Annotated in this window: 24 protein-coding genes, 1 riboswitch and 1 other annotated feature; all 24 genes read right to left on the reverse strand. The window is 38.9% G+C overall.

Annotated elements, in window-relative coordinates; translation table 11 throughout:
• Window positions 1-10 precede the first annotated feature (10 nt).
• On the reverse strand, window positions 11-460 hold the full coding sequence (locus ACI6MV_RS07210; RefSeq protein WP_407269589.1) for an ACT domain-containing protein: 450 nt from the start codon (window positions 458-460) through the stop codon (window positions 11-13).
• A 42-nt stretch (window positions 461-502) separates the two neighbouring features.
• Complete coding sequence (obgE, locus tag ACI6MV_RS07215) at window positions 503-1,783, reverse strand: GTPase ObgE (RefSeq protein ID WP_407269590.1); 1,281 nt, start codon at window positions 1,781-1,783, stop codon at window positions 503-505.
• 2 nt (window positions 1,784-1,785) lie between these two features.
• The gene (locus tag ACI6MV_RS07220) at window positions 1,786-2,328 is read right to left on the reverse strand and encodes a Spo0B domain-containing protein (protein WP_407269591.1); all 543 of its coding nucleotides are present in this window, start codon (window positions 2,326-2,328) and stop codon (window positions 1,786-1,788) included.
• A 193-nt stretch (window positions 2,329-2,521) separates the two neighbouring features.
• On the reverse strand, window positions 2,522-2,812 hold the full coding sequence (gene rpmA, locus ACI6MV_RS07225) for a 50S ribosomal protein L27 (protein ID WP_407269592.1): 291 nt from the start codon (window positions 2,810-2,812) through the stop codon (window positions 2,522-2,524).
• A 14-nt stretch (window positions 2,813-2,826) separates the two neighbouring features.
• The gene (locus ACI6MV_RS07230) at window positions 2,827-3,159 is read right to left on the reverse strand and encodes a ribosomal-processing cysteine protease Prp (protein ID WP_407269593.1); all 333 of its coding nucleotides are present in this window, start codon (window positions 3,157-3,159) and stop codon (window positions 2,827-2,829) included.
• A gap of 13 nt (window positions 3,160-3,172) precedes the next feature.
• Window positions 3,173-3,481: a 50S ribosomal protein L21 gene (gene rplU / locus ACI6MV_RS07235; protein WP_407269594.1), complete on the reverse strand. Its 309-nt coding sequence runs from the start codon at window positions 3,479-3,481 to the stop codon at window positions 3,173-3,175.
• A 13-nt stretch (window positions 3,482-3,494) separates the two neighbouring features.
• Window positions 3,495-3,565, reverse strand: a sequence feature (ribosomal protein L21 leader region).
• Window positions 3,566-3,602: 37 nt separating this feature from the next.
• Entirely contained in the window at window positions 3,603-5,063 is a 1,461-nt protein-coding gene (locus tag ACI6MV_RS07240) for an Rne/Rng family ribonuclease (protein ID WP_407269595.1), read from the reverse strand.
• A 28-nt stretch (window positions 5,064-5,091) separates the two neighbouring features.
• Entirely contained in the window at window positions 5,092-5,958 is an 867-nt protein-coding gene (locus ACI6MV_RS07245; protein WP_407269596.1) for a M50 family metallopeptidase, read from the reverse strand.
• Window positions 5,942-6,715 carry a peptidoglycan DD-metalloendopeptidase family protein gene (locus ACI6MV_RS07250; RefSeq protein WP_407269597.1) on the reverse strand — a complete coding sequence of 258 codons (774 nt, stop codon included), beginning with the start codon at window positions 6,713-6,715 and terminating at the stop codon, window positions 5,942-5,944. The genes ACI6MV_RS07245 and ACI6MV_RS07250 overlap by 17 nt, the downstream gene beginning before the upstream one ends.
• A 906-nt stretch (window positions 6,716-7,621) precedes the next feature.
• The gene (gene minD / locus ACI6MV_RS07255; RefSeq protein ID WP_407269598.1) at window positions 7,622-8,419 is read right to left on the reverse strand and encodes a septum site-determining protein MinD; all 798 of its coding nucleotides are present in this window, start codon (window positions 8,417-8,419) and stop codon (window positions 7,622-7,624) included.
• Window positions 8,412-9,098, reverse strand: a complete 687-nt coding sequence (gene minC, locus ACI6MV_RS07260; protein WP_407269599.1) for a septum site-determining protein MinC — start codon at window positions 9,096-9,098, stop codon at window positions 8,412-8,414. Before minC ends, minD begins: the two co-directional genes overlap by 8 nt.
• An 84-nt stretch (window positions 9,099-9,182) precedes the next feature.
• The gene (gene mreD, locus ACI6MV_RS07265) at window positions 9,183-9,722 is read right to left on the reverse strand and encodes a rod shape-determining protein MreD (RefSeq protein ID WP_407269600.1); all 540 of its coding nucleotides are present in this window, start codon (window positions 9,720-9,722) and stop codon (window positions 9,183-9,185) included.
• A complete protein-coding gene (mreC, locus tag ACI6MV_RS07270) occupies window positions 9,719-10,600 on the reverse strand; it encodes a rod shape-determining protein MreC (protein ID WP_407269601.1) in 882 nt (293 codons plus the stop codon). The genes mreD and mreC overlap by 4 nt, the downstream gene beginning before the upstream one ends.
• A 12-nt stretch (window positions 10,601-10,612) precedes the next feature.
• Window positions 10,613-11,653, reverse strand: coding sequence for a rod shape-determining protein (locus ACI6MV_RS07275; RefSeq protein ID WP_407269613.1), 1,041 nt, complete (start codon window positions 11,651-11,653; stop codon window positions 10,613-10,615).
• A 378-nt stretch (window positions 11,654-12,031) separates the two neighbouring features.
• On the reverse strand, window positions 12,032-12,721 hold the full coding sequence (gene radC / locus ACI6MV_RS07280; RefSeq protein WP_407269602.1) for a RadC family protein: 690 nt from the start codon (window positions 12,719-12,721) through the stop codon (window positions 12,032-12,034).
• 28 nt (window positions 12,722-12,749) lie between these two features.
• Window positions 12,750-13,325, reverse strand: a complete 576-nt coding sequence (locus ACI6MV_RS07285) for a Maf family protein (RefSeq protein ID WP_407269603.1) — start codon at window positions 13,323-13,325, stop codon at window positions 12,750-12,752.
• A 180-nt stretch (window positions 13,326-13,505) separates the two neighbouring features.
• Window positions 13,506-14,492 (reverse strand): SPOR domain-containing protein, encoded by a 987-nt coding sequence (locus ACI6MV_RS07290; RefSeq protein WP_407269604.1) that lies wholly within the window; start codon window positions 14,490-14,492, stop codon window positions 13,506-13,508.
• A 117-nt stretch (window positions 14,493-14,609) separates the two neighbouring features.
• Window positions 14,610-15,230, reverse strand: coding sequence for a hypothetical protein (locus ACI6MV_RS07295; RefSeq protein WP_407269605.1), 621 nt, complete (start codon window positions 15,228-15,230; stop codon window positions 14,610-14,612).
• Window positions 15,227-15,778 carry a PilN domain-containing protein gene (locus ACI6MV_RS07300; protein WP_407269606.1) on the reverse strand — a complete coding sequence of 184 codons (552 nt, stop codon included), beginning with the start codon at window positions 15,776-15,778 and terminating at the stop codon, window positions 15,227-15,229. Before ACI6MV_RS07300 ends, ACI6MV_RS07295 begins: the two co-directional genes overlap by 4 nt.
• Window positions 15,779-15,794: 16 nt before the next feature.
• The gene (pilM, locus tag ACI6MV_RS07305; RefSeq protein ID WP_407269607.1) at window positions 15,795-16,754 is read right to left on the reverse strand and encodes a type IV pilus biogenesis protein PilM; all 960 of its coding nucleotides are present in this window, start codon (window positions 16,752-16,754) and stop codon (window positions 15,795-15,797) included.
• 14 nt (window positions 16,755-16,768) lie between these two features.
• Window positions 16,769-17,524 (reverse strand): prepilin peptidase, encoded by a 756-nt coding sequence (locus ACI6MV_RS07310; protein WP_407269608.1) that lies wholly within the window; start codon window positions 17,522-17,524, stop codon window positions 16,769-16,771.
• A gap of 80 nt (window positions 17,525-17,604) precedes the next feature.
• Window positions 17,605-18,000, reverse strand: a complete 396-nt coding sequence (locus ACI6MV_RS07315) for a prepilin-type N-terminal cleavage/methylation domain-containing protein (protein ID WP_407269609.1) — start codon at window positions 17,998-18,000, stop codon at window positions 17,605-17,607.
• A 43-nt stretch (window positions 18,001-18,043) separates the two neighbouring features.
• A riboswitch (cyclic di-GMP riboswitch) is annotated at window positions 18,044-18,128 on the reverse strand.
• 76 nt (window positions 18,129-18,204) lie between these two features.
• Entirely contained in the window at window positions 18,205-19,407 is a 1,203-nt protein-coding gene (locus tag ACI6MV_RS07320; RefSeq protein ID WP_407269610.1) for a type II secretion system F family protein, read from the reverse strand.
• Window positions 19,408-19,419: 12 nt separating this feature from the next.
• The gene (locus tag ACI6MV_RS07325) at window positions 19,420-20,448 is read right to left on the reverse strand and encodes a type IV pilus twitching motility protein PilT (protein WP_407269614.1); all 1,029 of its coding nucleotides are present in this window, start codon (window positions 20,446-20,448) and stop codon (window positions 19,420-19,422) included.
• Window positions 20,449-20,457 lie beyond the last annotated feature (9 nt).

Here is a 20,457-nt window from a genome sequence, read left to right on the forward strand (position 1 = left end):
TCCCCCTGTCCTACGCACCTGAACTTAGTATTTCTACTTTGTATACAAAATCAAACTGCTTAAATTGCTCAATTAATACTTCGATATCGAGCGACATCCCAGAGGTATTCAAGGAAATCGTTACATTCGCCTTTCCATGCAGAGGAATCGTTTGGTGAATTGTTAAAATGTTTCCTCCCGCCTGTGCCACCGTCGATAACAAATTAGACAGTGCGCCTGTGCGGTCCTCAACATGAAAAAATAACGTAACGATTTGCTCCTTCACCATAGCTTGGAAAGGAAAAACTGCATCGCGGTACTTGTAAAAAGCACTTCGAGATAAGTCGACCTTCTTTGTCGCTTCATAGACAGAATCGGCCTTACCTCTCTCTAGCAATTCTTTCGCTTCAATCGTTTTGCGCATTGACTCGGGAAGAATATCACTTCTAACTAAATAAAATTTCTCCTCTTTATGGCTCATGCTCCCCATTCCCCTTTAGAACGTCCTGACGTAAGCAGTTGATTATTCGATAAATTCAAATTCGTATTCTAATAGACGGACGGTATCCCCATCTTCAGCACCTTTTTCTCGTAACGCTTCGTCTACTCCCATACCACGTAGCTGACGTGCAAATCGACGAATCGATTCTTCATGATTGAAATCCGTCATTTTAAATAGCTTTTCAACTTTATCACCGAGTATTACGTAAGCACCATCAGGATCTCGAGTAATTTCAAACCCTTTCGCTTCCTTCTCGTGACGATAAACAACACGTTGTGGTAGTTCTTCTAATGGCTTCGTTTCTTTCGGTATCATGCTCAGCTTATCAGCAACTGCAAATAATAGATCGCGAAGCCCTTCCTTTGTGATCGTTGAAACAGGATAGATTGGATAATCATCCGTTAACTGTTCTTTAAAAAACTCCAACTGTTCTTCTGCTTCAGGAATATCCATTTTATTAGCGACAATGATTTGAGGACGGTTCATTAAGGTTGGATCATATTGTCGCAGTTCCTCATTTATCGTTACAAAGTCCTCGTACGGATCTCTTCCTTCTGTAGAAGCCATATCAATCACGTGTACAATTACCCGTGTGCGCTCCACGTGACGTAAAAACTGATGACCAAGTCCAACACCCTCGTGCGCCCCCTCGATCAATCCAGGTAAATCGGCTAACACAAAGCTACGATGATCTTCCGTCTCGACAACACCAAGGTTCGGTGCAAGTGTTGTAAAATGATAATCAGCAATTTTTGGTCTCGCTGCACTAACAACAGAAAGTAGTGTCGACTTCCCGACGCTCGGAAATCCGACTAAACCAACATCTGCAATAAGTTTCAATTCAATCTGAATATCACGCTCTTGCCCTGGTTCCCCATTTTCAGCAATATCTGGCGCTGGGTTTCTCGCTGTCGCAAAGCGGATATTCCCTCTACCACCACGACCACCATTAGCGATAACTGCGCGCTGGCCGTGTTCAATTAAATCAGCGATAACTTGACCAGTTTCGTCATCTTTTACAGTTGTACCTGGTGGAACATGTAATACCATAGGAGGCGAATTTTTTCCGTGTTGGCCCTTACTCATCCCGTTTTCACCACGAGTTGCTTTATAATGCTTTTTATATCGAAAATCCATAAGTGTGTTTAGGCCTTCATCGACTTCAAAGACGATATCGCCACCGTTTCCGCCGTCACCGCCGGCAGGTCCACCCATTGGTACATATTTTTCTCTACGATAGGCAACTAAACCGTTACCACCATCGCCTGCTTTTACGTATACCTTCACCTGATCTACAAACATAATCAGTCACCTCTTTCGCTGCACATCCATGTTACTTTGCAATGAATTTTTCTATCGGATTTTTGTTCAATCTTTACTTTATGTACATTGGACTGCTCTAATACGTGCTTTAATTGCTCTACGTTATCAAAAGTACCTGTCATAGATAGTTCTATTTCTAACGTTTGATTTTTGTAACCAAAAAGTAGATTTCCTTCATAAAATTCCATCTTGGAACTAAAAGCATTCATCGTATTTATTATATCCTGGCACTGCTGAACAATTCGCTCATCATACGCTGCTACATTTACTTGTTCGACATCTACCTGATAAGCTATGCGAATATTATCATGATGCATAGGAAAGCTTATTAACCAAAGTGCCGTCTTAGGCACATTCAAATTCATCAATTTTCTTTCTTGTTCTGCTATAGCAATGCTATTTTGAAGTTTATTTTGCACTTTTTCTAATTTTCCCATACTAGTGTAGCCTAGCAATAGTTGAACTTCATTTAACCAATCATGGCGATGGTGCCGCAACAATTGAATGATCTCTTGTTCATTCATTCCCCTTCGCTCCCTTAAGAGATTGTCCAATTCAATGAACGCACGCACTAATGCAATATGAAAATTATAGCAGAAAAAATGCAGGAAAGACAATGGCTGAATGCCTGTTACATGATTTTTGAATTTGGATTCAGATAATTAAAAAGGACTCCTTCCATTTCAGAAAATGGTTGGAGTCCTTGTTGTGTTAAGCTTAAGCCTCTTGAGCTACAGGGTACACGCTCACTTTTTTGCGATTGCGTCCGTAACGTTCGAATTTAACAACACCATCAGTTTTTGCGTATAAAGTGTCGTCTCCTCCACGGCCAACGTTTGTTCCTGGATAAATTTTTGTACCGCGTTGACGGTAAAGAATTGATCCACCTGATACGAATTGGCCATCAGCACGTTTAGCACCAAGACGTTTTGATTCAGAGTCACGACCGTTTCTTGTACTACCTACCCCTTTTTTCGAAGCGAAAAATTGCAAGTCTAGACGTAGCATTGGTTTGCACCTCCTTATTTATTGGAAATCGTCATATATTGACCATAGTCAAGATTAATTGTTTCTAAGGATACGAGCATACCCTCTAGTAACAATTGTGTTTTTTCTAAAATAGTATCTGTTAAGTGTTCAGGCAATTCCATTCGTAAGTATCCGCCTTCTTTACCAGCCATTTCTACACTCGGCTCAAATTCGCAAAGCTTCTCAATGGCATTGACAGTACCAAACGTTACTGCCGATACACCAGCGCAGACTAAATCTTCACCTTCTGAAACACTTTCAGCATGGCCGCTTAGTTCAAACGCATAAATCGTATCGTCTTTTCGGTAAATAGTCACTTTAATCATGCTTTAACAAACCTTACGCGTTGATTTTTTCAATCGTAATTTTTGTATAAGGCTGACGGTGACCTTGTTTACGACGGTAGTTTTTCTTTGCTTTAAACTTGATTACAGTTACTTTCTTCTGACGACCTTGTTTTTCAACTTTAGCCGTTACAGTAGCACCTTCTACGTAAGGAGCACCAACTTTAACGTCGTTACCACCAACAAAAAGTACTTTATCAAAAGTTACTGATTCACCAGCTTCACCTTCTAATTTCTCAACAAAGATTGCTTGGCCTTCTTCTACTTTAACTTGCTTTCCACCAGTTTCAATAATAGCGTACATACTTGCACCTCCTCTTAAGACTAAGACTCGCCATACAGGTGTCACGTGGACTTAAAAACCTGTTCTGCGCGGTTGTAGCAACGGGTGCTACTTTTAGACAACAGACCTATATTACCACGTTTTAAAAAAGTTTGTCAATAGAATCCGCCTTTTTTTCAATTATAAAGTCAGCGATTAGTTGACCGCTTCCAGCCAGCTTGATTTGATAATCTAAGGTTGATTTTGTTCGCCTAACATACACATCTTGTCTTACCACATCTATTAAGCTTTCACTTAGTTGATTTTCTGTCCAAGCCTTATAAACGTTTGGATGCATATCAATCAAGATCGCTTCTGCCTGATGGGACCGGTACGAAAGCAACTCCCTCTCTAGCATGTATGCCTTCGTATCTGGTGAAAACACTGGCTTTCTATGGTGTTCGGTTTCAAGTAAATGCGAAAGTGCATAAGATTCGCGTTTTCGAGTCATTTCAACTAACCCAAGTTTCGTAAAACCATAAACCTCGGTACGGATCGGGTCATTTGCCAACGCCTTATTCAAGACGTGTAAAACCTTCTCCTGATTAGAACGTGATTTCATCCCAATAAAATCAATCACAATCAGACCAGAGACATTCCGCAGCCTTAGCTGCTCTGCAACGGCATTTGCTGCCTGCACATTTACTTTTGTTACGGTATCTTCTTTATTCAGCTTTCCTGTATATCCCCCAGAATTAATATCAATTACTGTCAGGGCCTCGGTGTGTTCGATAACTAGTTCTATGCCACCAGAAAGCTTCACCGATGGATCTGTTATCTCCTCCAACATTTGATTGATTGTCTTAGGCAAGCTCGCTTCAAGCTTCTCTTTCCAATGAATTCGATCACGGAGAGCAGGGAATAAGGCTTTTATCCGATTTGCTTCACTTACACTGTCGAAATAAATTGCTGATACAGCACGCGCAGCATAATCTCGCAAAAAACGATCCGGTACGATGTTTTCTTGAAATAAACAAGATGGCACCTTTTGTTTATTTTGCTGTGTTACCAAAACAGACCATTTTTCCCGTAACTGCTCGTATTCCCCTTGAATAACTTCAGCAGAAGCAGTTTGTGCGGAGGTCCGCAAAATAGCCCCTTCCTCACCTGTTCGGATTTGATCAAGCAATATTTTAAGTTGCTGACGATAAGGCTCTTCAATTCGTCTCGAAACAGCTACATAATCTCCATACGGTAGATAAACCAGTGTAGCTCCAGGAATCGTAATATTCGCTGTTAACGTCGCACCCTTAGAACCATAGGCGTCTTTGATCACTTGGACGACTATCGTTTGTCCTTCTGTAATAATGGATTCTATTGACACATTCGGATTTTTTTTAGCTTCTGGTAGTTCGTTACGTTTAAGGAAAGCAACCTTGTCCGCACCAATATCTATGAATGCTGCTTGCATGCCACCCTCAATCGCAGCTACCTTGCCAACGTATATATTTCCTACTTGAGTAGAAAACCCTGGACGATCGATGGTAATCTCCGTTATTTTATCACGTTCTGTCACGACTGCGATTTTCTCGATTGATTTTGTTTGTATGTATAGTGTGGTCATTACTTTATCCTCGTTTCTACTCTAACAATTACTCATATTCTGCAATTTCCTTCGCTGTTATTCGATATTGTTTTAATCCAAAATATGCTTGTAAATAAGCACGTTCATCAATCTTTTGTGGATTCAAAATATTTTCATCCTTAATATATATATGGTGGCGATAGTTTCGTTTAAACGCAGATAATACTTTAATGATGGTTGCGTCTGAATCAACCGTAATTACTTGCGTTTTTTTACTATCCAATCCATCCCGGTAACGTTGTAATAAAAAACGTAAAAATACATAATACCGTTGTTTCCATTCTAGACGATTTTCCCATAAGATAAAAGTTAAAAGCAGAACAGTGCTTAACGTGAAGGGAAATAGTAGCAAGGAAGCAGTGAATGCTGCGACGCAAAAAAAAATAGAACTTACAATTGTATAGCCATGTGCCTTGCGATAAGGAAACACTGCTGACAAAATCAGCATCAGTAATTTCCCTCCATCCAATGGCCAAACCGGTAATAAATTAAATAACAATATCGTAGCGTTATATTGAAAAGCGAGCTCTAAAACAGATGAAGGGAGCAAAGCATATGTCGAGCAGGCTAGTAATATGATATGGATCAGCACATGTTGCACTGGTCCAGCCAACACGATAATCATTTCTTGTTTAATCGGACGATTACCATGCTCATCCGTTTCCATAACACCACCAAACACCCACAGATTAATCCCTCTAATTCGCCACTTGAAGATTCTAGCTGCGGTATAATGCCCGAATTCATGAATTACTACAATCAAAAAAATCAGAAAAACTTCCATAAATGTCCCCGTAATTACTGCAAGTCCAATAAAAAACCACAGAATTGGATGAATGTGAATCGGAGGAAAATACTTACTGAGGGTGATCAACTTTAATCACCTGAACAGGATCAATAAATTGATTCCCTTTTTGTATAGCAAAATATACCGATTGGGCATTATCCGCAGTAGGAGTAAACTCACCAATCGACTGATTACCAGCGACAAATTGATATTGATGGACATTTATCGAAGACAGGTTACCATATATACTTTTGCTCCTGTCTGGATGCTGAATAATTACCGTTCTATTCGTTTCTGGATCATTCCCCGCGAAAATTACTACACCATTTTCCATCGATAGCACTTCTGTTGTCTCGTCAGAGTTTATTAAGATCCCTTGTCCATTCGTTTGAAACGTTTGACTAACTGCTCCATTGACTGGCAAAGCCCTTGCACTGCCCTCTTCGTTATTTTTTTGAGGTGTAAGTGCTAAGGGCGAGCCGAATTTCTCCTGATACCATTGATTCACCGATGCAAATGGAAATTCCTCTGTCAAAGCATTGCTCGTCCACTGTTTTGGATGCTCCATCCAGGCAGCATCAATCCGAATAAAAATAGCAACCCCAAAGAACAGGATAGCTGCTACAATACTCTTAATCATAAATGAAGCAACAAAAGTATCTACTTTTCCACCATCACCACTAATATTCGAAGAAAACGGCATATATCCATATCGCTCTTCTTCTTGAGGCAATATGACCGATTGATCATACGTGTTGTGAGAAGCAGAAGGGGTAGGTCTGATGGATTTTTCTCTTTTTCTTTTTATAATGTCTTTTCGTACTTGACTCACATCTCTCTTCATTATTGTTCACTATCCTTCACATATGGTTTGTACAATTCTATGAACAAATCAAAGGAGATATGCGATATCAGTCAAAGAAAATAGATTTCTTCGTTTGTCTTTCAGGGTTGACTGGGAATTACAATGTAGTAGAAATTAATGAAGTATCCTATTTCAAGAGATGTTGCGGAAGTAGGAAGTAACCTGACACCTTCTTGCGGGCTTTAAAAGAGTGGAAATTAGTTAATTAAAGCTTGTTTGTGGTTGGGAGTGATCTAGTATATCTTGGTGCTTCAGTGCATTAAACATACTCGTTCAGACGCTGATCTAATACATCTTCCTCCTTCAACCCATTAAACGTGCTCGTTCAGACGCTGATCTAGTACATCTTACCGCTTCTTCGCCTTAAACGTACTCGTTCAGACGCTGATCTAATATATCTTCCTCCTTCAACCCATTAAACGTACTCGTTCAACTGCTGATCTAGTACATCTTACCGCTTCTTCGTATTAAACCTACTCGTTCAGACGCTGATCTAGCACATCTTACCGCTTCTTCGCCTTAAACGTACTCGTTCAAACGCTGATCTAGTACATCTTTCGGCTTCTTCACATTAAACGTACTCGTTCAGCCACTGATTTAGTATATTTTCCTCTGAGTAGGCACCATCAGGCATATTGGACGAAACTCTAAACCAAATAGCACTTAATTAACAAAATAAGTTCACTGGTGTCCACCAAACTCAGTTAAATCGATATTTGTCACAGATAAGTGCCGTCGTGCAGCTTAACTCCACGAGATTATCTCCAAGGGAAATCTATCCTAAGCCTCAAACCTTGTATTCGAAAACAACTCCTCTCTCCTACAACCTACTTTGAATCAATAAAACAAAAAAAATCCCTCAACAAGGGATTTTTCCGTTTATATTTATGAACCCATTCCGAAAAATTTCTTCATCTTGGTAAACATGCCTTTTTGTTCGTCCAAGGACATTAGTGGTACGGTTTCACCTAAGATACGCCTAGCAATATTTCGGTAAGCAAGTCCAGCTCTTGTTGTTGGTTGAAAAGCGACAGGTTCACCGTGGTTGGATGCTTTGATAACATCATCATCATCCGCAACAATACCTAAAAGTTGAATCGATAAGATCTGCACAATTTCATCTATATCTAGCATATCGCCATTTTTAATCATATGATTTCGTATTCTATTTATAATTAAATAAGGTGGCTCAATATCTTCTTTTTCTAATAAACCTATGATTCTATCAGCATCACGAACACTAGATTTCTCTGGTGTAGTAACTACAATTGCCTTATTGGCACCTGCCACTGCATTTTTATAGCCTTGTTCAATACCAGCCGGACAATCAATTAGAACATAATCATAATCTTGCTTCAATTCATTCACAATTTTTTCGATACCTTCTGGAGTAACATCTGATTTATCACTTGTTTGTGCGGCAGGCAAAAGGAAAAGACAGTCAAATCGTTTATCTTTTATTAATGCTTGATGCAATTTACATCTACCTTTTTCAACATCTACAATATCGTAAATAATACGGTTTTCTAGCCCCATGACAACATCCAGATTTCGAAGCCCAATATCTGTATCGATTAAGCAAACCTTTTTACCCAATAATGCAAGCGAAGTTCCCAGATTAGCTGTAGTTGTTGTCTTGCCAACTCCACCTTTACCCGATGTTATGACTATTGCCTCACCCATTTAACATTCTCCTTTCAAACCCGTCTAAATCCGGTCGTTTTTGTGAAAGAGCTTGTAGTCGATCAATAATGATTTTTGAATCCTGTGTATTAAAGTAAGCACATTCCATATGTACGCCTTCAGATTCTTGATCTGGCGCCCGACTAATGCTATCAGCAATTCTTAACTGATTCGGCATCATATACGCTGCGACAATAACAGATTCTCTATCACCATAAATACCAGCGTGAGCGATCCCACGGAGACTACCTAACACGAATATATTTCCACTGGCACTAATTTTACCTCCAGGGTTTACATCTCCAATTAGTAACATATCACCTTGAACTTCAATAACTTGTCCAGACCGAACAATTTTAGAGATTACTTTTATGTCACTTTCTTGTTTCCAAGCTAACGCTTCTTCCTTTGTTATCACATTTGATTCAATCGATTGTACAACGAGTTTATTTTTACTTGTAATGATCTCCCGTAACTCTTCTTGTTGGGATTTATGTAAATAACGATTACCGAGCTGGATCGTTACTCTTATCATTGGTTCATCTTGATCCATTTTTCTAGTCGATAATACATCACTTAACTCCGATAACAACTTCTGATAAGAGCACGTATCATCAATATATAAAGTTAGACCGTCTCGGGTTCCTTTAATCGTTATTAATTGCTTGTTACCAATCACGGTAGTTCACCTCAAAACGTTTATTTTCAAACAGCTTATTTTATTATCAAACACAATATTATTATTATTATGCTGTTTGGCTATTCAGCTCAGCTTTTTCGTATCAAATCGCTCTGCTGACCATTTTATGAGTTTACCTTTTAACATCGGATATAAACATACAAAGAACACCAAATTGGCTGTAAGGGTTGGAAGTAATCGAACAACAGCATATGTTTGCCAATCAATACTGTTTATTCCGATAGTCAGATAAATAAAATATACACCAAAATCAGCTAAAGCAATCGCAATTGTAGTGAACAATATGGCGATAATAAAGCTTGTATGCAATAGCTTATTTAGGCCATGAATGGCATAAATAACAATGGCGTACGTAAACATGTAAACACCTAACACATCTGTATATACGATATCGAATAATAAACCAAAAACTATCGCATATAATATAGAAATATAAGTATATTCTTGATCATATAGAACAGCTACCATCACTAAAAAAACGAGCACCCAGTGTGGTACAATCATCCATTCATAGGCATCAAGCGTAGTAGGTAGTAGATCCAAAGCTACACCTTCAGCTGCTAATAGTAGGAGAAGCAACAGAGGAAGATAGAACCGATTCATTCCTGTTCCTCCTCATCTCCGCTTTGTGTTTCAGGAGGCATTGCAGCTAAACGATCAACAACAATCACATGGTTTACATCAGAAAGATTGGCAGCCGGTGTAACATAGGCAACCTGAGTCAATCCGTACTTATCCGGTGTAACTTCTTTAACTGTTCCAATAATTAAGTTGCTAGGAAATACGCCACCCATACCTGACGAAAACACTGGGTCACCTTCAGTTAAAGACGTGTCGTATTCATTTAACTCCAATAATAACGATTGACTATCCTCGTCATACCCAACGATAAATCCGGACGCATTTCCTTCTTCCTTGACAGATACAGATACAGAAATTCGGTTCGACCGATCAAACCCACTTAATAAAAGAACCGTTGAAGTAAATTGTGAGGTTGCTTGTATTTTACCAACCATTCCCTCACCAGTAATCACTGCCATGTTATCCTGCACACCATCTTGTAAACCTTTATTAATCGTGACAACTTGGAACCATTGTTCAGGACTATGCGAAATAATCGATGCCTGAATTGGAGTATAGTCCGTGATCGATTCCGTTTTATCTAGTATGCTTCTTAGATCCTCATTATCCCGTCGCAACGTTTGGACTTCTTCTAAAACTGTTTTGTACTCTGCTAATCGTGATTTTAACAATTGATTTTCTTCATATGTTTGCTTCATATCATCAATATTAGTAATCACATTCGTAGCAAGAGCGACTGGTGCATGAATGACCGACTGCATCCAACCGACAGCATCACGAACAAACTGCTCTGCTGTACTTTTGCCTCCTCGGTCACTAAGTGAGAATCCAATTAGGCCAATTAAGACAATAATACTTACCAAAATTACAAAAAGACGTCTTCTACGTAAAAATCCCATCATTACACCTACTTATTCAAAACTGGAACGAGACGATACATTTGGTTGGGAACGAAAGTGATGAATATAATCTAAAGCTTTTCCAGTTCCGATTGCCACACTATCTAAAGGATCCTCCGCAACGAATACAGGCATGCGCGTCTCATCACTAATTACCTGATCCAAACGTTTGAGTAAGGCGCCTCCGCCGGATAATACAATACCGCGATCCATAATATCTGCTGCTAATTCTGGAGGAGTTTTTTCTAATGTGTTTTTTACCGCGTCGACAATGGATGTTACAGTGTCACTTAGTGCCAAGGCAATTTCATCTGCAGTAATCGTTATCGTCTTCGGTAGACCGGTTAATAAATCACGTCCCCTTATATCCATTTCTTCATTACCGTCTATTTTTCCTGCCGAACCAATCTCCATTTTTATCGCTTCAGAAGTACGTTCACCTATCATTAAATTATAATGCTTACGAATATACTGCATAATCGAATCATCCATTTCGTCTCCAGCTGTACGAATTGATTGACTCGTCACGATGCCTCCTAAAGAAATAATCGCAACCTCTGTCGTGCCGCCACCAATATCAACAATCATACTACCCGTAGGCTCCCAAACAGGTAAACCAGCACCAATAGCTGCTGCGAACGGCTCTGCAATTGGAAAAGCATCCTTTGCACCTGCTTGCTTTGTTGCATCGATGACCGCTCGTTCTTCCACCATCGTGATTCCTGATGGTACACAAACCATAACATTTGGCTTTCTGGCAAAAGTAGAACGTGTTTTCTGCGCCTGGTTAATGTAATATTTCATCATTACCGCTGTTGTATCGTAATCAGCGATAACACCATCCTTCATCGGGCGAATAACAGAAATATTACCAGGAGTACGTCCGATCATATTACGAGCAGAGCTACCTACCGCTTCAATTTCACCTGTTGTTTTATTTCTTGCTACAACAGATGGTTCACGAACGACTACACCTTTTCCTTTTATATAAACGAGCGTATTTGCTGTCCCTAAATCTATACCTAAGTCTTGCGTGAAACTGAATCTAGCCAAAATGAATCTCCCTTTCCCTTGATCAATCGGTGTTTTACCTGTTCTATTAGTGGAACTGGTCTTAATGGATTGTATGCGTAAATTAAAGCCTTCAATCATTTTTATTTAACCATAGCCAATTTCATCATTCTGCTTTTTAGATGCATGTAACTGTGTATGGTACTTATGAAATTGACTCACCTAGTAGTAATTTCTAGTTATATGTACGTTTTGCAGTCTGGCCTGAATCATAACCTGCAAAAAATCCCATTATTGCATGCACGTTATGAAGTAAATGAGAAGTAGCGCCAGTCACAAGAAGCATTCTTGAAAAATGGCGCTTAATCTCATACAGTCCATATGTTTAATTATACGAAAAAAACAACAAAATAGATAGTATTACAAATATCCTTTTTCTTTTAATGATACAAATTTTTTATCACCAATGACAAGATGGTCTAAAAGCTCAATTCCAATCATCTTTCCACACTCGGCCAGACGTTTTGTCACGTGAATATCTTCTTGTGATGGTGATGGGTCTCCGGAGGGGTGATTATGTGCACAAATAATCGAGGCTGCAGACCTTTTGACAGCTTCGCGGAAAACCTCGCGTGGATGTACGATCGAAGCGTTCAAGCTTCCGATGAAGATAGTTTGTCGGTGTAAAATTTGATTCTTGGTGTTAAGGAACAAACATACGAAGTGTTCCTGATTTAAGCTGCGCATTTCTTCCATAACATAATCTGCACCATCCTCAGGACTACGGATTACGTATCGGTCCTGAGATTTATAACGATGCATTCGTTTACCCAATTCAATCGCCGCAAGCATCAACACACCTTTCGCCGTACCAATACCTCTTATTGCAGTTAGCTCTTCAATTGTACATTCTTGTAATAGATGTATGCCTTCAAAATGCATTAGCAATCGGTTTGCAAGTGTTGTTACCGATTCATCTCTAGTTCCTGTTCCCAGTAGTATAGCTAAGAGCTCTTGGTTTGATAAATGCATAGGTCCTAATTCGATTAACCGCTCCCTTGGCCGGTCCTGCTTTGGCACATCTTTCAACGAAACATGATCAACTGTCATTTTTTTGATTCCTCCTTTAACTCCATTACTAGGAAGAAAAGGTAGGAAAGATATCGAAAGCTTCTAGCTTCTTTACAACAAGCGAAATAGGTAAGCCTACAACAGTGAAGTAATCACCTGAGATCGATTTTACCAAAACCGCTCCCTGTGATTGAATTCCATAAGCACCAGCTTTATCAAGCGGATCTCCTGAGCGGATGTATTCCCACAACAATTCATCAGTCACATCCCAAAATTCCACTATCGTCTCCGCTGAAAAAATTATTTGTTCTTGTTTCGAGCGAAGCATCACACCTGTATGAACAGTATGCTGTTTTCCGCGAAGCATCGATAGCATTTCAAATGCGTGTTGGTCATTTGTTGGCTTCGTTAAAATTTCTCCTTGAAAGCTAACAACTGTGTCGGCACTTAATACCACCTCATCAAAATTAAGATCTACTGCCTCTCCCTTGACTTGCGCTAACACTTCAACAAGATCTTTTGGACTATTTCCCTTCACAGTGGACTCATCTACATCTGGAATTCTTAGCTTAAACGGGATGCCAATCTGTTGCAGAAGTTGTTTTCTTCTTGGTGAGCTTGATGCTAAAATAAGCTGATTCAATTCTAGTCTTCCTTCCTTTTCTAAGTAATGGTTTGATTAATTTTACCGATAAGAGTTTCTCATCACAAATACGCAAAAATAAAAAATAAACGATCTACCAGCCTAGGTTTTTTCATGATCGATAGGTAATTATTGCAATTTAGATGTAGATTGGAAGGTAAAAAAGAAAAAGCAAGATATTTAGCTATCCTGCTTTACTAATCCACTATATTGTTCCCATAATTGCAATAATTCTATTTGAAGCTGTTTTGTTTCCGCTCCACTTGATAGTGATGCAATCAATTGTTGGGAAGCTTGTTGCACTCCTTGCAGTTGTTCAGCATTTTGCGCTGGATATTTATCTACCCACGTCTGCCAATCCGTTGCTAAAGCACTAGCATTGCCAATCTCTTTCAAGGATTCCTGCCATAAAGCGGGAAAAGCACTAATCCATGCTTCCACCTCTGAACTAAGCTCTATTGCTGTAGCTTCCGTCTGCCAAGGTCTTACATAAGGTTCTAATCCAGACGCAGTCATTTGTTCTGCAAAAATGTCTGCTGATTGCTCAGTAGCAAATAAACCTGCAAATAAGCGAAACTGTCCCTCATGTTCCCAAACCATCGATGGAAACGCTGCTTCGGTAAATTGTGTTTGCCAAGTTTCTGCTTTTTCTACAGTAGAAAAGACACCTGCTTGGATAACGAAAGCTTGCATCGGATCAATAGTATAGGCAACTAACGACCCATCTGTCCCCACTTCACTGCTTGTGTCTGTTCCAGTTTCAGATCCGGCATCATCTGTCGTTGTTGTAGGCGTATCGGTGTTTGCATTATCAGAAGTTGCCGTCTGATCTCCATCTTCTCCAATACCTACAAATAGTCGTAATAAAATAAAGCCTAGCGTTAATCCAATTAGCGTTGCCGAGACCCCAGCAACTGCAAAAGTTTTAATTGCTGATGGGTTAAGCTTTCTATTTCGTTGTTTTTTGACGCTGCTATCATACCAATTAGTGGTATCAGATGTGTCTCTTTTTTCATATTCAATAAGATCATCTGGATCATAATTGCTATCCAGCGTAGCTGCTTGTTCTTTATAAGAATCTTCGAAAGTCTCTCGTGCTTTGTTTTCACTTGGTATAATCGTTTCTTTTCCGTTCATCCGTATTGAAATCGTTTTTTGCTTGTCCACTTTTTTCCCTCGCTTCTGCACTAGAGTTTGTTTCACTCTATCACAGACAAGATGAAAAGTAAGGCGACTTTTGTCAGATGAAGTGTACAATTTTTCTACAATTCTCTCACGTTTCGCTTAGAACGGATTACGCTTGTTTGCCGGTTGTTCGAAGTTATAATCAGGTGCTTCAACTTCCAAGTTTGACAACTCTGGCGAATAAAACGTCGAAATTGAAACAGTAAAGTTAAAATTATTTTCTGGCTGTTGACTAAATTGGATACTATCAATCTCGACTAGACGTTCCAATTCTGATAGCTGATCAATAAATCGGTGCATTGTATTAAAATTAGTCGTAACAACGTTTAACTGGTAGGAAACACGCTCTGTATTAGTAGTTGTTGCCGCTTCTTGGTTTGTTTCATTTGTATTGTTGATTGCTTGCGCGTTCTCTGATGTGACATTAATATTCATAATTTGACTACCTGTTGCTGCTTCTACTTCTTCCATTTGTAATAGAAGCGCAGGAAAATTATTTTCAACCGGCACGATTCTTTGTAATTCAGTCGAGCTTTCTAACGCACCATTCTGTTGATTAGCAATAACTTCTTCTTGTATTGCTAATTGATCAGCCAAGAGTTGCTTTTGCTCTAACGTTGGTTGTATGTAGTAGCTATAGCCAGCGAAACAAACACCGATCACTATAATGGCACTTAATATGGATACTATTAATGATGTACGATTCCACTCTATCTTCATTCTGGATTCGCCTCTTTCATCCAAGCTTGTTCATCGATCGTTATTACATAAGTTGCTAGATAATCATATTGATTCTCTGCCACACCCGTTGCTTGCACCGCATTTGCTTCCACAGAGGTTATAAACGATTGCTGTTGAAGCGTATTGGTAAAGGCAGCAGTGTCAGAAAAAGTATCCATCTGTGTTGCAATCGTAATCGCTGCATCTCCATGACTATAACTCTGAAAAACCCCGCCATCAGGTAACAATTGAATCATATAGTCCATCAAAGCAACAGTTGGAAAAATCGACTGTTCAATTTGCACAATTTGCGTTTGCAATAAAGCTCTATTGTCTTGTAGAGCTGCTTCTGCTCTAACTTCTTGCACCGTTTCTTGATTGGTTGCTAGTTGTTGTTGAATATTGTCTATTTGTTGGTTAAAGTAATTATTTCCCCAGTACAACAAAAATAGAATACCCGCTATTAGTAAGATAGATATGAATGATATAAAGTAAGGAGCACGATTTCTTCTTTTTTTCGGCTCGATAAGGTTAATTTCGACGATCATAGCCAAGTCCAACTCTCTATTCCTTGTTATCTTTTAATGCTAAGCCTAATACATCAGAAAACTTAGCAGGGATCTGTAGTGCTTCATAATTATTGTGCATCGATTCCACTGAAATAGAAAAGCGTTCTTTTACAAACATCTCAATCTTTTCCATATCAGGGAAATCACCAGCAAGAAGAAGCTTTGTAATAGGTTCTGATGAATCAGAAACGGAAAACTGGAAGAAATCCATAAAACGCTGAATTGTAACTAATTGAGATTCAATGTATTGCTCCACAAGTGCATCATTTTCAGTTAATACGTATTCCTTCGTTAAAATGTCATATCGAAGCGGATCACTCGATGTTTTAATGTAACGTGTAAATACTGGTTTTAACTGCTTAAACGCAGTAAGAACAATTGCATCCTTGCCCCATTGAACCGCCAACAGATTTTCATCCTGGCTCGCTTTATTTAATGAATAATACAATCGATATAAAGATAAAGAAGATAAATCCGCTACTACCGGTTTCAACCCTGCATTTTGAAATGTTTGCACAAATTGATTTACCCGCTCACGTGGATAAGCGAACAGTAAAATTTTCGTTTTGTCCTCTGCCTCTCCAATAACTTCAAAATCAAAGATCGGATCTTTAAATGGAAAGCTCAAATTTTCCTCAAGCTCCATATAAACATAGCTTTTTATTTCCTGTTTTGTTAATCCTTTTGGCACAACATGCTCACGAATCGAAACTGCTGTTTCTGGCACACAAAAATATAGTGGCTGGCGGTTCCATTTCTTTTCTTTAACAAGACTTTTTAATACCTTTTCAAAGGCAGCTTGGTCCTTAATTTTGCCGTCTTCCACAATACCGGCAAGAAGTGGTTTTTCCCCGTAATCCTTAACACCATCCACTGATGGCTTTTTTATGTACATATATCGAATCACATGATCAGTAATAATAATATTGACACGTTTCTGTTGTGCTTCCGACAATGATATCACCCACTTTAGTAAAAGAGATTTAGATACCAATTAATCAAGGTATCACCAAAAAAATATGTAGTAATTGTTCCTAACACAATAAATGGCCCAAATGGTACAGGTTTTTTCCGTTCTATTAAGCCGAATGCTATTAGAAGGATGCTTAAAACCGTTCCATACAACGTCGATAAAAAGAATGCTAACAACACATATTTATGCCCCAGCACAATACCTAATAGCCCAAATAACTTCATATCGCCGCCACCCATACCGCCTCTGCTTACGATAATAATAAGCGCTAATAGTACCACACCAATTACCGCTCCAACGATGGAGCTCCACCATGGTGTTAACGGTACCCAAATGCGGGCAATTACAAGCAAAGGTAAAAAGAAAAGCAGAATTTTGTCAGGAATGAGCATATAACGAAGATCTGTTACAACTATGATAGCCAATAATGACATGAAAAGCAACGAAACGACAAGTTCCTTGCTGAATCCAAAATGAATATAACTGTACATGAATAGAATACCTGTAAACAGTTCAATGGCAGGGTAAAGTATGGAGATTGGTTTATGACAGCTTCTACATTTTCCGCGTTGAAAGATAAAAGAGAAGACAGGAATAAGCTCATACCATTTCAGCGTATGATTACAATGAGGACAATAAGATCGCTGTGATTCGAAAAGCTGTTTGTTGGGGACACGGATACCAACTACGTTGTAAAAAGAACCGAAGATGATACCGGTGATGAAGAAATAAAGGATGTAGAATGATTGCATTTCACATACTCCCTAATATGGTTATAGTGGTCATTATTTAAAAAACCTTGACACTATTAGTGTCAAGGTTAACTTTTCAATTATTCAGGAGCAGTATAAGTTAATTTTACATTATACTTGTTACTACCCGTAGCTTCAGTGTCTACTTCAACATAAGCAGTGGTATAAATTTCACCGGATTCAGGATCCTCAGGCACTTCTTCTAGGTAACCTAATTCAACCAATTCATCTGCAGTAAACCCTGTATAGTCAGTATGATCTATTGGATTCTCACCTGCTGCAACAGCTAAACGAGCAGCCTCTTCTACCATTTCTACGTTTGAATCATGTGCCTTACCTTCCGTATCTGAAATAATACTCCCAATCGCCGGAACAGCGATCGCAGCAATAATCCCCAAAATAACAATTACAGCCAATAACTCAACTAAAGTAAAACCTTTAGCATCTTTCATCATTTTTAATAACTTTTTTAACATGTTTGTTGTCCTCCCCAAATCATATTTATCTAAAACATAATTGTTTGAAGTCAGTCGGTTGCACTACTTGCTCCTAGCTACCCAAAGTGCCCATATAGTGGTAGCTGTTCATAGCATCCCGCTCTTACTAGTTATATTATACTAGACAAACAATTGTTGTCCACAATAATTTTATAACTTAATAGCATATTTTTTGTTTTTTTGTCAAAAAGCATCATAAATTGCAAACATTGGTATAACGATAGCGAGTACGATCGAACCGATGACACCAGTTAGTAGCACAATCATGACTGGTTCAATATAGCTTTTTAACCGATCGGCTACTTCTTCAACTTCATCGTCATAGAAATCGGCTACCTTTTTTAACATTTCATCTAGGGAACCCGATTGCTCACCCACCGCAATCATTTGCGTCACTAATACAGGAAACACCCAATGCTTGTCCATCGGTCCTGCCATCGATTCCCCTTGTTCGAGTGTTTCTGCACTCTCTTTTAAAACTGCTTCGACGACTCTATTACCAACAATTTTTTGTGCGATTTGCACGGAATCAATAATAGGTACCGAACTATTTATTAAAGAACTAAGCGTTCTTGTTAACCTTGCCATCACTGCTTTTTGCATTAATTTTCCGAATATCGGAATTCGTAATTTAATCACGTCAACGCGATATGCAAACTGATCTTGTTTCATCAAATACCCGTAGCCAACGATGATTAAACCAATCAAGATTGGAATCGTCCACCAGAAATCTTGTAAAAACCCACTGATTTTTAAGACGAATGCAGTGTAGGCGGGAAGTTCTTCTCCCATCGATGCAAACATATTCGCAAAAGTTGGTACGATATATGCAAGTAAAAACATCGTCACAAGTATGGTAATAAAGGCGATGATTAGCGGATACGTTAGTGCTGAAACAACTTTTTGCTTGAGACGGAATTGATTCTCGTAGTAATTAGCTAGGTTATTCAATACCTCATCCAAGGTACCGCTTGCCTCACCAGCAATAATCATATTAATGAACAAGCTTGGAAACACTTTTGGGTACTTGTTAAATGCTTGGGATAAAGAAACCCCCGCTTCCAAATCCTCTTTAACATCTTCTAGAATTTTCGTTAATTCAGGATTGTCAATTTGTTCTTGCAAGATAGTCGTTGTTTCGATTAATGGGATACCCGCTTCGATTAATGTCGAGAATTGCCTTAAAAATAGCACAAAATCACGGTTTTTTACCTTACTTCCAAATGAAATATCCATGTACAGAACACTATTCAGCTCTTTTATTTTGAAAACGGCGATCCCTTGACCTTTTAACTGTCCCATTGCTTCTTGCCTTGTGTCAGCACTTATTTTACCCTTTTTCAGTTTTCCTACTCGATCTCTTCCTTGATAGCTATAATAGGACATATGGTAACACCTCTAATTATTCGTATAGGAAATCATTACTTCTTCAGCAATGACGCGTTGTTTTAAAAGCTCTGTGATACTCATTTTCATCGTTTGCATCCCTTGTTCTTTAGATGTTTGCATAAAGCTTGCGATTTGGTGCATCTTGTCATTACGGATTAAATTTTTAATCGGTGCAGTGTTACGCAAGATTTCCATCGCAACTCTTCTACCCCTGCCATCAACAGTCTGGTATAATCGCTGGGAGACAATTGCCTCTAATACATTGGCAAGTTGTACACGAATTTGTCCTTTTTGATCAGCTGGAAATACATCAATAATCCGCTCCATTGTTGATGCAGCATCGGTTGTATGTAACGTTCCTAAAACTAGGTGACCAGTTTCAGCAGCAGTAATTGCTGTTGAAATAGTTTCTAGGTCACGCATCTCCCCTACAAGAATGACGTCAGGGTCTTGTCTTAATGAAGCGCGCAGCCCATTAGCAAAACTATTCGTATCAAACCCTACTTCACGTTGATTAATAATACACTTGTTATGACTATGTAAATATTCAATCGGGTCCTCTAACGTAATAATATGACGAGCCATTTGCTTGTTCATATAATCAATTATCGCTGCTAACGTGGTACTCTTCCCACTTCCAGTTGGGCCAGTAACGAGTACTAAGCCTTGGTTTACTCCTGCAATCTTCTTTAACACTTCAGGGGTTTGTAATTCCTCTAATGTTGGTATTTTTGCAGGAATAGTTCGTATCGCCAACGAAATATTATTGCGTTGATGGTATATATTTACACGAAACCGGGATACACCTTTAATCCCATACGCTAAATCAATTTCTTTTTCTTCGACTAACTTTTCCCACTGCCAATCTTTTAGAATCGCTCTGGCCATTTCCTCCGTATCTTTTGGACGTAAGGCTTCTTCTCCAAAAGCTTGTAACTCCCCGTGTATACGTAACACGGGCGGTGTACCAATTGTTATGTGCAAATCAGATGCTTGCATTTCAAATGCCTTGATGAGTAAATCTTCAATATGCTTCATGTTAATCCT

It is taken from the genome of Radiobacillus sp. PE A8.2, assembly GCF_045635475.1.
GTDB lineage: Bacteria > Bacillota > Bacilli > Bacillales > Amphibacillaceae > JBJGXI01.